Origin of the sequence: Caballeronia sp. LZ032 (assembly GCF_031451315.1) — a bacterium.
GTDB lineage: Bacteria > Pseudomonadota > Gammaproteobacteria > Burkholderiales > Burkholderiaceae > Caballeronia.
Map to the genome: position 1 here is coordinate 1 of NZ_JARUXP010000003.1, position 13,217 is coordinate 13,217.

9 protein-coding genes and 1 pseudogene are annotated in these 13,217 nt (G+C 62.9%); all 10 read right to left on the reverse strand.

The features are described 5' to 3' along the window. Positions 1-186 (reverse strand): annotated as a pseudogene (locus QCE69_RS21405) (acetyl-CoA C-acetyltransferase); the annotation flags it as partial. Positions 187-1,114: 928 nt separating this feature from the next. Beyond that, the gene (locus QCE69_RS21410) at positions 1,115-3,469 is read right to left on the reverse strand and encodes a cytochrome P450/oxidoreductase (RefSeq protein WP_309932855.1); all 2,355 of its coding nucleotides are present in this window, start codon (positions 3,467-3,469) and stop codon (positions 1,115-1,117) included. Between the two features lie 45 nt (positions 3,470-3,514). Next, a complete protein-coding gene (locus QCE69_RS21415; protein WP_309932858.1) occupies positions 3,515-6,274 on the reverse strand; it encodes an autotransporter outer membrane beta-barrel domain-containing protein in 2,760 nt (919 codons plus the stop codon). A gap of 165 nt (positions 6,275-6,439) precedes the next feature. Next, positions 6,440-7,603, reverse strand: a complete 1,164-nt coding sequence (locus tag QCE69_RS21420; RefSeq protein ID WP_309922942.1) for a dienelactone hydrolase family protein — start codon at positions 7,601-7,603, stop codon at positions 6,440-6,442. 30 nt (positions 7,604-7,633) lie between these two features. Then, a complete protein-coding gene (locus QCE69_RS21425) occupies positions 7,634-8,977 on the reverse strand; it encodes an Nramp family divalent metal transporter (protein ID WP_309922944.1) in 1,344 nt (447 codons plus the stop codon). Between the two features lie 223 nt (positions 8,978-9,200). Continuing rightward, positions 9,201-9,809, reverse strand: a complete 609-nt coding sequence (locus tag QCE69_RS21430) for a GNAT family N-acetyltransferase (RefSeq protein WP_309932859.1) — start codon at positions 9,807-9,809, stop codon at positions 9,201-9,203. 32 nt (positions 9,810-9,841) lie between these two features. Next, positions 9,842-11,176 carry an MFS transporter gene (locus QCE69_RS21435; protein ID WP_309932861.1) on the reverse strand — a complete coding sequence of 445 codons (1,335 nt, stop codon included), beginning with the start codon at positions 11,174-11,176 and terminating at the stop codon, positions 9,842-9,844. Positions 11,177-11,187: 11 nt separating this feature from the next. Then, the gene (locus tag QCE69_RS21440; protein ID WP_309932863.1) at positions 11,188-11,865 is read right to left on the reverse strand and encodes a TfuA-like protein; all 678 of its coding nucleotides are present in this window, start codon (positions 11,863-11,865) and stop codon (positions 11,188-11,190) included. Continuing rightward, positions 11,846-12,994, reverse strand: coding sequence for a YcaO-like family protein (locus tag QCE69_RS21445; protein WP_309932864.1), 1,149 nt, complete (start codon positions 12,992-12,994; stop codon positions 11,846-11,848). The genes QCE69_RS21440 and QCE69_RS21445 overlap by 20 nt, the downstream gene beginning before the upstream one ends. Then, positions 12,991-13,217: hypothetical protein (locus QCE69_RS21450; protein WP_309932865.1), on the reverse strand; the 227-nt coding region annotated here is incomplete at its 5' end. The genes QCE69_RS21445 and QCE69_RS21450, both read right to left, overlap by 4 nt.

Genomic DNA, 13,217 nt, shown 5'->3' on the forward strand with positions numbered 1-13,217 from the left:
TCCCGAGCCCGCGGCCAGCACCTGGCCGAGAATGACTTCGCTCACCTGATCCGGCTTCACGCCTGCGCGTTCGAGCACGGCCTTGATGACCGTTGCGCCCAGTTCCGGCGCCGCGATCTTCGCGAGCGAGCCGCCGAATTTGCCCACCGCCGTACGCGCGGCCGATACGATCACTACGTCAGTCATTTTTTATCCTCGTCAAACAGTAAAAGCGTGGGTGCTTCGCCGGCCCGTGGTGAAACGAGCGGAATAAGCGTCAGGCGGTCGAGCCAGATGAATGAAGCGGGTTCGGCCCGGACGCGTCAGGTTGATAAGCCGTGTTTAGTGCAAAGCAATCAACTGACGTTTCGTCGAATGATTACGTGTTCGACATGCACTGCGCCGATGACACGGCGTGATTCGGCTTATGACTCGATCCCGGCATGGGGACTGTTGCAACCGTTGCCAGTTTCGAAAGACTGACAGGTGGCGAGATGCGTCGATCTCGAAGTGAGCAGCGTGGTCCATTTATATGGGCCTATTGGATAATCTCTCAGGTTCAGCAACGACCTTCTCTACAACCGACACCGTGAAACAGCACGCATGCGTGTTTCGGCCGCGCGAGACTCGCGCGTGCGGACATCAGGACTTGTGGAAGTTATTTGATCAGGTACGGCTTGTGCGTCGCACCAATTAGGACTGATTTTAAACGCAAAACATGCGTAAAAAATCTCATATTAGTAGGTAATAACCCTGATTTTGGTAAAAAAGGTGCTATTGAAGATGCAAGAAAGCGCAGCTTTGCTCGAACGGACGTTCAATAATCATCCCATATGACGACAAAAATTGCGCGTTCAGCCTGATGAAAGGGATATCGGGACCGTTTCGTCCCGCCCGAAAGCGTTGATTCGTTCAATCAACATGGCAGGCCCACGAACTTCCCAACATGCAGTTTGTGATCACAGATGGCAAAAACACTGTCTCAATATATTGAAAGTAACCACCGGGTATAACCAATCAATATTTGAGAAATAATCTTTCTGTTATTCTCCGAAGATGACGCCGTTATGAAGGGACGATGATTTAAATCGACGCCGGTAATCCGCGGCAAAATGCCACCGGCGTCTGGAACCGTTCAAAGCGCCAATACCAGCTTCCCGCATCGGGCGCGCGAACAGCACGCCATCATTCGCTGATTCGACTGCCGCTCGCCTTTGGTCAGCACCACGTCGCGATGGTCGATCTCGCCTTCCAGCACGCGCACTTCGCACGATCCGCACAGGCCTTCCTCACAGTCGCTCTGCACATCGATATTCGCGCGCCGCAGGGTCGTGAGCAGCGTCTGGTCGGCGGGCACGTCGAGCACCAGCCCGGAATCCTTCAATTCCACCTGGAACGCTCGTTCCTTCGAAGGATCGAGCGTGCCGAGCGTCGACGTGAAGTGCTCGATCCTCAGCGCATCCTCGGGCCATGATCCGCTCGCTTCTCCCAGCGCATCGAGCAGGCGCGCGGGACCGCATGCATAGACCTGAGTGCCTTCGCCGACCACGAGTTTCGCCGGATCGACGCGCGTGCCCTCGTCCGACACATACACGCGCAACCGTCCGCCATGCAGCGCCTGCATCTCGTCGAGCAGCGCCATCGAAGCACGTGAACGACCGCTGTAATGGACCTCGTAGTCGAGCCCGAGCGTGTGCGCGCGCCGCGCCATCGCGCTGATCGGCGTCACGCCGATGCCGCCCGCAATCAACACGAGCCGCCGCGCGGTTTCGTCGAGACGAAAGTGATTGCGCGGGCCGCGAATGCGCCAACGCGCGCCGCGCCTGACGTTCTCATGGACCCATGCTGAGCCGCCGCGTCCCGCGCTTTCGCGCAGCACCGCGATCTCGAAAGTAAGCGCATCGGCGGGGTCGCCGCACAGCGAATACTGGCGCGAAAGGCCGGTGTCGCCGCAAAGCACGTCGATGTGCGAGCCCGCCGTCCAGCGCGGCAAGGCGCGTCCGTCCGCCGATGCCAGCCGCACGCGCACGATGCCGTCGGCGCAGGCATCGGCCGACTGGACGATCACCGTCCGGCTGACCGCATGCGACGACGGCTCGCCGATGCGCACCGCCGCGCGCGGTTCGCGCACGGCGCGATTGATGCGTTCGGGGTTGAGCGCCGGCTCCCATTCCACATGCAGATGCTCCGGCCCGCGAAACGACGTGTTCGGCACATAGGTGAAGCGCTGCTCGCTCAAACGCATGTGCGGCAGGCGGCGCGTGAGTTCGTCGAGGAAGATCTGCATCTCCATGCGCGCGAGATTCTTGCCCATGCATTGATGCGCGCCATAGCCGAACGTCAGTTGATCGCTGGCGTTTTCGCGGCGGATATCGAAGAGATCGGCATCGGCGAACTGGTGTTGATCGTGATTCGCCGAAGACGTCACGATCAACAGCTTCGATCCCGCCGCAATCGCGACGCCGCCGATCGTCACGTCCTTCGTCGCGAGACGCCGCCATGCCGCGACCGAACCGTTGTGGCGCAAGCACTCTTCGACGGCATTCGGGATCAGCGTGGGATCCTCGCAGATGTCGCGCCAGGCATCCGGATGTTGCAGCAGCAGCTTGAGCGCGTTCGCGGCGGCATTGGCCGTGGTCTCGTGCGCGGCGACAATGCCGGCCATCATCATCGAGTGGAGATACGAGTCGGTGACGACGTCCGGCAGTTCCTTCTGCTTGCGAATGCCGTACTGCATCCAGCCGGGACCGGACGGATCCTCGCGCATCTTGTCCAGCACCTTGCCGGCGAACTGCCAGAACTTGCCGACCGCGTGCGCCACCTCGACCTGCTCTTCGGGCTTCGGCCGTCCCCATGTGTTGACGGTGTGCGCAATCGAATAATGGCGCAGCGTGTCCATGTCTTCCTCGGGCACGCCGAGGAAATGCAGCGCGACCGTGAGCGGCACTTCCCAGAGCATCTGGTCGACGAGATCGGCGCGGCCGTCGTCGATGAAACGGTCCACGTACTCGCGGGCGAGCGCGCGCACCATCGGTTCGTGATGCGCGAGCGCTTCGGGCGTGAACGGATCCATCAGCGCGCGACGGCGCGGCATGTGCGCCGGCTCGTCTTCGTTCACGAGCGTGCGGCTGAGCGCGAAGCCATACGAGGCGAGCACCGCGTTGGCTTCAGGGCCGGTCGGCGTGATCTTTTCCAGCGCAATCGACGGACTGAAGGTCCGGTTGTCGCGGAAGATGGCCTTGATGTCGTCGTAGCGTGTGACGATCCAGTAGCCGAGCCGCGGACTCCAGAACACCGGCTCCTGCTCGCGAGCCCAGCGCACGTATTCCGGCGGGTCCTGGTTGTAGCCGTCGCCGAAGGGATCGAACTCGGCCGCTTGCGGGCTCACCGGACAGCCGTTTGGCGCATGGATGTCATCGTGCGCCTTGTCGTGCGTTTTGTCGTGATAAGGACAGCGGGGCGCGCGATCCGCGCCGGCCACGTCGGTCATGCCTGTCTCCTGGATTTTTTATGTGTGACCGTAGTATGCAACGGCTCACCACTTCCAGCGCATTCCCGCTCCGCCCTCGATGGCACTGCGGTGCCCGCCGCCCACGTTCATCGAATAAGCGAGGTTCGCGAACAGGCTGCCGCGCGCGCTGACCTTGGCCGTGACGCCCGCGCCGAACTGCGCGATGGTCGCCGAGACTTCAGTGGGAATGACCGTCGTGCCGGCGAAGGTCGCGGTGTCGGTCGCGCCGAAATAGCGCCAGAGGTTGGCGCGCAGATAAGGTTCGAACGCAGTGCCGGCGGCATCGAAGCGGCCATAGAAGCGCACGCCGAGACGGCCGGTCAGGCCGCCGGCTTCGCTGAAAGAGACGGTGGAGATGCCGTCGTCGATATCGTTCAGATTGACGTGCTGCCAGATGAGCTGCGCCTGCGGCTCGATGCCCAGTCCGGCGGGCAGCGGAATTGGCAGGCCCGCTTCGAACGAGGCGGCGAACGCGTTGCCGTGCGTCGTCGCGCCGACGCCGCGGTTCGACTGCGGATCGACGGTCAGCGCGCTGCCGAGCACAACGGTATCCGTGTACCAGCCGCCCGGACCGATGTGCGTCCAGTAAAGGCCCGCGCTGTAGGCGTTCATCGACAGGTGCCCGGCATCCGCGTTGGGAAAGCCGAGCGCGAGCCCGCTGATGTCGCCGCTCGCGCGCGCGAAGCCCAGGAAAAAGCCGTAATGGTTGCGATGACCGCCGGTGGTTGTGTCGGCGTAGAGGTCATGGCCGATCTGCACGCCGCCGATGCCGCCGCTGAACTCGGGATCGGCGGCGCCGCTGTTGTGAAGCGTCGCATGGCCGCCCCATGCGCGCGCCCACGCCGCGGGCAGCGCGCCGTTCTCCGTCAGCAAGGCCTGATCGCCCTGGCGCTCGTGGAACGTGCCCACCTGCTGGATGGCGAGTTCGCGCGCGAGCGGCGGAACCTCCGCATAGACCGGCACTTCCATCCGATACAGCGGTGTCGGCGCCGCGCCGGGCGGCGGCGCCGGTGGAAGCGCAGGCGTACCGGGCGCCGCTTGAGGCGCGGGAATGGGTGTGGCGGGTGGCGTTGGAGTGCCGGGGTTTTCCGGTGTCGTGGGCGTTGTCGGTGTGCCCGGCGTCTGTGGCGTCACCGGCGCAGCAGGAATCGACGGCACGGCTGCAACACTCGATCGCAGATACCAGTTCTCCGACGTTCCCGCGCTCGCTCCACCCTTGAACAGATAGTAAGTGAACGCTCCCGCCTCCAGCGGACGCGCCAGCGAGAACGCACCGGCCGACGTCGTTCCCCCGCCGGTCGCCTGCACGACGAGAATGCCGTCGTTGACCGTCGAGCCGCCCTTCCCGCCGACATTCGTCACGCCGATCGACGTCGTGCCGCTTCCCGCACCCTGCGCGATCACGAGTCGGTCGCTGGGCGCGCCGTCCGCGCCGAGCGCGCTCTGCACCAGCAAGCGGCCGTTCGCGCCGATGTAGTTGCCGTTCACCGTGAACGTGTCGCGGGTGCTCGCGCCGCCGTTGGTCAGGTCGATCACGCCCGCGTTATTCAACGTGACGCGTTGCCCGGCGACCGCCGGTAGCAGCGCCGTGGCGCCGATACCGCCCGCGAACAGCGTGCTCGTCGTGTCGAGATCGAGTGTGTCCGTGCCGGTCACGGCGTCGCCGAGCGTGAGGCCGTTCGCATCGAAGGTCAGTTGCGTGCCGTTGCGCGCGTCGATGCTCTCCCAGCCGGTAAAGCGCGCAAGACCGCTCGCCTGCACGTTGTCGAATGTCAGTGCGTCGGTTCCGGGACCGCCGTCGAAACGCGTGAGCGCGCCGAGCGTCGTGTCGTTCAGATTGCGGATGATCGCGGCATCCGCGCCGGCGCCGAGCGACACTGGTCCCGAAATCGTTCCGCCGCTCCATGTGAGCGTATCCGGGCCGAAGGTCGTCGTGACGCCCATCCCGATGCTTCCGCCCGTGATGGTCAGCGCATTCGTGCCGCTGCCGAGATCGACCCGGCCGCCGATCGTGCCGCCCGACAGCGTGAAGGTGTCGTTGTTCTGCGCGGCGGTGACGTTGCCATCGACTTGTCCGCCCGACATGTCGAAGACGTTGTTGCCGACATTCAGGTCCACGGTGCCGATGCGCCCGCCCGTCATCCGCGCGATGTCGCCGTTCACGAAGACGCCGACGATGCGTCCGCCGGTCATCGTGAAATCGTCGCGCGTGTCGCCCTGATCGAGCGAGCCGACCTGGCCTGCCGTCATCGTGAAGGTGTCAAAGCCGTTGCCCTGGCGGATTTGTCCCGACACGACGCCGCCGTTCATGACGAACGTATCGTTGCCGGTGTCGGTGCTCACGGCGACGCCCGCGCCGCCTGCAATCGTGCCGGTATTGACGATCGACACGTTGATCCGCCCGTTCGCGACGATGCCCGCGCCGCTCGTTCCGCGAATCGTCCCGCTGTTGTCGATCGTGGCCGCGCCGCCCGCGATGGAGACGCCGGTCGCGCCCTGGATCGTGCCGGCATTGTTGAGCGTGCTCGTGTTGCGCACGCTGATGGCGCTGCCTGACGTGACATTGAGCACCGCGCCGGGCGACACGTTGATCGTCACATTGGCGCTGGCGGGCGCCGTGGCGATGGGCTGCGTCGATGGATTCGGCGCGCGCGTGTCGCACGTCGCGGTCTGGCCCGCGAGCGGAGCGGTGTTGTCACAGGCGCCGTAGGCCGACGCGGCCCTCAGCACGCACGACGCACCGAAAGCAAGACAGAGCGCACGCTCGATCGATGTCGAGCGCATTGATGGCGACGCACGAGGCATACGTCCTCCGGTCGTGCGGATCGCGCCATAGTTTCACTTCGAACCATGATGCAGGGTGATTGGTGCGCGGACCGCAACGCTCCACTCAGAGTAGGCCACGTCACGCGCATGTGCAACGCCTGCTGAAGACTTTGGGTCGAACGTTCAGACAGGCTTGCCTTCGCTCGTTGCCCAGTTCGGCATGAGCGCATTGCTCGTCAAGGTTTCGTCGATGAGCTTTTGCGCCGTCTGCCGCCCCGCCACCGGCAAGCCTTCCGGATCGAGTACGCCGATCTGCACCAGCACCGACGCCTGATCCCAGTAGATGTGTTCGTTATAGAGCTTGTCGCCGCGAAAGCGGATCACGGCGAGCATCGGGACTTCGAAGTACTTTCCGGTGGGCGCGAGGCCCGGCAGCAGCCAGTCGATCTCGCGATCATGCGTTGCGCAGAACACGAACTCATCGACGACACGATCCGAACCGATCGTGCGCGACACCGGGATCAGCTTCGTGTCGGCAGGATTCGAGTGCACGAAGTGATGCGTGTAGAAGCGCTTGAGCTCGTCGTGTCCGACGCCGCCCGTCATCGTCGGAACATGATTGACGTAGGGTTCGGCGACCATCGTCGTCATGACGGACTCGACGTCGCGCGTGGCGAACTCGAAATGGCAATGCTGCTCCCACAACTGGTTCAGATCGAATACCGGACCGAGCACCTTGCGCAGCATCGAGAGCGTGCGCGAATAGGCCATCAGGGCAGCGGGCTTGTCGTAGGCCGGATTACCGGTATCGACGAAACCCGGCGCGCAGCCGGGATACACATAGCGTTCGATCGACGGCTTGCCCGCCAGCGCGGCCTCGCTCTCGCGCGGGTCGTATGCGGCCCGCTCGGCGAAGTGGAAAACGATGGGACAGCGGATCGTCGGGATTTCGGCCAGGCACGCCGGGAGGTCGTCAGGGTAGTAGCAGGCGGCGCAATCCACGTCGGCTTGCGCGGCAATGCGCGTCGCGAGCCGCCCGCCGCGCCCGAAGCCGATGACCGCGACCTTGCCCGCGTGCTGCGGCAACGCGCGCAGTCTCTCGACGAACGCCGCCACGTTATCCGCCTCCACGCCGCCCGGCAGCGGTTCGTGCGCGGGCAGGCGCGGCGCGAGCACGACGTAGCCTTCCTCGGCGTAGAGATCGGCGGTATGGCGGATGAAGTCGTCCACGCCGGAAGCATCGTGCAGCAGAACGATACCCGGCCCCGATCCCGTCGCGGGATGCGTGAAGTAGGCGGGCAAGGAAGTACCGTCGCGAAGCGTGATGTCAATGAACGTGCCGCTCATGATCTGCGTTTCCCTCTATATGGAATAGGTTTAGCGCAGGATCGTATCGGCGAGCAGCTTCACATTCAGCACGACGATCACGCCCGCGACGAGCCACGCCAGCGCCCCGGTCCAGCGCGAAATGACGAAGACGCCCATTTTGCGGCGGTCGGAGACGAAACGCACGAGCGGAATCACCGCGAACGGCAGTTGCATCGACAGGATCACCTGGCTCAGCACCAGCAACTGGCCGGTGCCCTTCTCTCCATAAATGGCGGTCACCACGATCACCGGCACGATGGCGAGCGCGCGCGTAATCAGGCGTCGCGCCCAGTTCGGGATGCGCAGGCGCAGGAAACCTTCCATCACGATCTGTCCGGCAAGCGTCGCGGTCACGGTCGAATTCAGGCCGGAGGCAAGCAGCGCGACCGCGAAGAGCGTCGATGCAATGCCCAGGCCGAGCAGCGGCGACAGCAAGCGGAACGCGTCGCCGATTTCCGCGACGTCCTCGTGACCGTTCGCGTGAAACACGGCCGCCGCCACGATCAGGATCGCCGCGTTGATGAACAGGGCGAGCGTCAGGGCGATCGTGCTGTCGAGGGTCGCCCAGCGGATCGCCTCGCGCCGCGCCTTCACGGATTTGCCGTAGGCGCGTGTCTGCACGATCGACGAATGCAGGTAGAGGTTGTGCGGCATCACCGTCGCGCCGAGGATGCCGATCGCCACGTACAGCATCTCCCGATCGGCGACGATGCGCGGCGTCGGCACGAAACCGCGCAGCACTTCACTGAACGGCGGCGCGGCGGCCGCGATCTGCAACGCGAAACACCCTGCGATCACAACCAGCAACGCGATCACGAATGCTTCGAGCAGCCGGAAACCGCGGTTGATCAGCAGGAGCAGCAGGAAGGCGTCGAGCGCGGTGAGCAGCGCGCCCGCGATCAGCGGAATGCCGAACAGCAATTGCAGCGCGATTGCCGTGCCGATCACCTCGGCCAGATCGCAGGCGATGATCGCGGCCTCGCACGCGATCCACAGCGCGATGTTCACGGGCTTCGGATAGTGTTCGCGGCACGCCTGCGCGAGATCGCGTCCGGTCGCGACGCCCAGACGGACGGCGAGCGCCTGCAACAGGATCGCCATCAGGTTCGACAGGAGGATGACGCTGAGCAGCGTGTAGCCGAAGCGCGAGCCGCCGGCGAGATCCGTGGCCCAGTTGCCCGGATCCATATAGCCGACCGAAATCATGTAGCCGGGACCGGCGAAGGCGAGGAAGCGGCGGATCCATCGGCCGCCCGTCGGCACATGCACGGATGCGTACACTTCGGGCAGGCTGGGGCGCGACTCGGCTTCCTGCTCCGACGGCTTCGGTGTATGGCGGACGGGATCAAGCATCGGCTCGCTTCCTCCCAAGAGGGCGGTAGGGATCTGCTCGAAATATGCGCCGAGGCTCCGGGGCTTGCAAGCGAGGTAACTCGGCGCGCCGGTTCATCGCTCGATCCGGGCACTTCACTTATCCGATCGAGGTATTTTTTCTGCCAGATTCGAATCCGCTCGACGATTTCTATGTAAGCCTCTGAAAATAAGGATTAATTTCTTCCGCGAAGGCGCTCGCTCGTCACAGCGGCACTTCGGCGCTCATATTGACGACGCGATCATGTGAAACTGCATCGTTGATTTTCGATGTCAGCACGTGGTCGGCCCACTCGCCGTTGATCTTGAGATAGGCTCGCGCGCTCCCCTCGATCTCAAATCCGAGGCGCCGCAGCACATGTGCACTGCGCTGGTTTTCCGGTCGGTAGTTGGCCATGACGCGATGAAGGCCGTATTCGTCGAAGACGAAGCGGATGGCAGCCGACAGCGCCTCATGCATCAGCCCGTGCCCCTGCGCGGCAGCGGACAGCGAAAACCCCATGTGACACGCCTGGAATGGCCCGCGCACGATATTGGTGAAATTGCATTCGCCCACGAGCGCACCAGACTCCGCACGCCGCATCAGGAAGTGAATCGCCTTGCCGTCCCTCATCTGCTTGCCCATTTCATCGAGTCGCGCTTCAAGGGCGGCGGCCGTATAAAAGTCATCGGGGCGTAACGGCTCCCACGGCCCCAGATGTGCCCGATTGTCACCGTAATAGGCAAGCAGTTCGGCGGCATCACTTCTGTTTGCACGAGACAGGACGAGACGTTCGGTCCGGAGATCGGATTCTGGAAAAGGATGAATCGGCATGATGACTCCAAAGTTCGGTGGACCTTCCCCGTCTATATATCGTCGACAAGTGCAGCAACGGTCCGGTTGGCGGAAATGAGGTCGAAACCGAGCGCCAGCACCATGCCGAGACCGATCATCGACAGCAGTTGCACGAGAATGTGTTCGGGACGGTCTACACCCACACCGCTCACCGATAGCAACGCCGAATAAGAACCGTAGAGGATCAACACAACGACCTGAACCAGACTGAACATCGTGGCGCGTAGATGCTCCGGGACGTCGGAAAGCAACACGGACTGAAGTGTCATGTGTCCGGGCGAAAACACGGCGTTGAACAGCAGCGCGAACCCGATCACAGCGCCCGCGGAGTATCCGAGCCGGATCACGCCGAGCACAATCAGCGCGAGCAGGATCTGGGCGAGCAGCGAACAATAAATGAGGCGCGTTGACTCGAGTCGCTTCGACACAAAAGGCACGATCCATCCCTTCGGATAGTGGGCGAGGTCGAACGCGGCAAGTACCAGGAATCCCATCGCGAGGGTCTCCCAGCCTCCTTCTCGAAGATCGAGTGTGCGCAACTGGGACACCATCAGATACGTGTGCACGTGGATGACAGTCAGGATCGATAGCGTCATGCGCAGCAGCAGGATGACCATGAGCCATTGCCCGGCGCGTCCCCTGCCCTGTACGGCGCGCAAGAACGGCACGAGCTTCCTCGCATAGTCGCGGAAGTGCGATGCCATCGACACCGACGGCGTGGTTCGTTCGCCGGCCGTTCGCATCATGCAGAAAGCAAGCGATAACAATCCGTAGGTCACGACTGGCACAAGCAGCGCCCATTCGCTCCTGCCAGTCAGGTGATAGAGGGCGAATACGCCGGCGAGCACGAGCGTCGGCAGAAAGGCCGAAAAGAAATTGCCGTAAGCTTGCGAAAGCGCAAGGGCCTTCGCGCGAAGTTCGCTGACACAGCCGTCCGTTTCTCCGGAATGCTCCACGTGACGATCGATGTAGTCCTGGATGAATGCCTGCAAGCAGCCTGAGACGAGACATCCCCCGGCGGCGCTCGATACGCTGCTCAATACCAGCATCGGCATCGATACCGGCGTGCCGCTGTAACGACACGACATGAAAAGAAAGAAGCTCGCGAAGGCGCAGATGGCGTAGCCGAAGATCAACGTGCGCCGATGTCCGAGCACATCCGCTACGACGCCGGTTGGCAGTTCGAGCAGTGCGCCAAGATAGAACGCGATGCTGACCCGCGCCGAAACGGCATAGGTGGGCAATCCGGCCAACACGCCGACAATCAGATGCGACATCTGATTCGATATCGACTCGCTACCTTTGGCGATGTTGTAGCAATAGCCCAGCCTCTTGATCCACGTCATGTGCGTCTGGATTACTTTCTGAGGAAGTATCGCGACAGCAGATTGCACGCGTTTGTCGCGTCACGAACTTTGGGGTTGTGGCGTGGATCACGCCAAAGTGAAAGCACTTCCGAGTGCAGCGCGGGTTCTCCGAAACATCGCGCGATGATGTCCGCTGCCAGCGCAGGGCTCCGGTCGTACCACGGCACTTCTCGCAACGCTCTGAGCAGAAAGCGACGCCCGATGTCGTTGATCGGGTACCGCAGAGCGAGTTCGCGGACAAGGTGGTCAGCATGCGCGAGTGACATGCTGATTTCGTTTTGCGTATCAGCCTGATAGAGCACGGCGACATCGGCATCCGACCGGTAGTAGCCCGTGCGATACGCGAAAAAGATGTCGCCAATCCCCACCATCCCAACCTGACTGCAATCGGCTGCACGCAACGCACCCATGCTGGACGCGCCAAAAAGCATCCATCCCGCCTGCAGCAGGTCAATGCATTCGCTGGGCGATACGGCCATGCTCTCGCCGAACACGCCATCGGTCAGGAGCGCGCAACCGCGTCGACCGGGGTTTTCCGCGAGAAGACGATGCAGATCACCTCGACGTGCCGGCGGCCGATAATCGAAGCGATCCGCATGCATGTCGCGCGCGAGACGCAGGGACGGTCCGCCGAACACGACGGGGCATTCACGTCGTTGTAGCAGCATGGTTCAATTTGGTTGGATTGACATGGGTATCGAACATGCCTGGGACGATGATCTTTGCGACCTTGAGCGGAAGCGCCTGCTTCGACAGGTCACAGCGATAGACGCGGTTCATGCCGGCATCGCGCAAACGACGTAATACATGCGCGAGCGCGTCGTTGGTGCGTGGGTCAGGTTGCCTCGATGGTTCGGACATCCTTCGTGTTTCGTTCAACTCGGCAAGCAGACGGCGTATCCGGTAGAACGGATTCGTTTGACCGGTCTGCTGTTTCCGATACGAGGCCGACACACGGGCCAGATCCTCTCGCGCGCCCTGAGCGGCGATCACGATGGCCTGGATGGCTTCGAGCAATGCGGCCTCGAGCGCAGCGTGGTCGTCGATATGTGCTGCCACCCCGGCGACCATGAATTTCGGTCCGAGATTCGATGCATCGAGGACCGCGACATAGTAGACCGGCAGCATCGCATCGATTCTGAAGATCAGAGACTCGTATCCGTGGTGCTTCAGGTCGCGTAATCCCGATTCAATCCGCGCATTCCGGATGGCGTCCGGGTCAATCAACACCCCGGTTCGTTCGCGTTGGAAGCGCGCGAAAAAGCGCGATGACGCGTGACGTTCGATCACCTCGAAAAGGCCGAACAGCGTTGCCTCTTCCACGCTCGCTCCACTCGCAAGGCCCGACGTGTGCGGGCGCACGGGCGTCGAATCGAGGTCCGTTCCGTGGTAAGGGAAATGGACGTCCACCGCAGGCAGAAGACACGGCCGGTCGACTTGCAACTCCAGCGCGGGGTAGAGATCTGCGGGCGCGAATCCGTCCGGGTGTCCCCATCCGGCCAGTGGTTCGACGTCGGCTGACGTCCGTCGCCGCCGGGTGAACTCAGGCGGATGAGCCGCGCAATATCGTTCGAACGCCTCGCCGAGCGCGCCGCAGAGCGCCTGCTGCACGTTCCATCCTTTACCGGTGGTTGCCGACACCTGCCCTTTCACAAGGGCAACGCGAACCGCTTGTACGACGCACGCGTTCAATCCGACGAACGGACCGAGATTAGCCAGTCGAGAGATGCCGAGCATCTCGCGCTTCGGCAACAACAGCCTGTTGACCTGTCGAACCGTCAATGCCCGAAGACTCATGACGAAGCACCGCCCACTTCGCCACGAACACGGTTCAACAAGCGCAGGCGCACGAAGCGGCGCAGGGTGTCCAGATGCCTGTCTTCATTCACCGCGCCTGCTTGCGCGATCGCCTCGCCAACGCGGCAGGCCGACGCGATGGCATGCAGAAGACGACTTGTTCCGATGTCGAGCCGTAGCCGCCTGCCCTGGCTGCGTGCATGCAGGGTGCTATGTGCTCCGT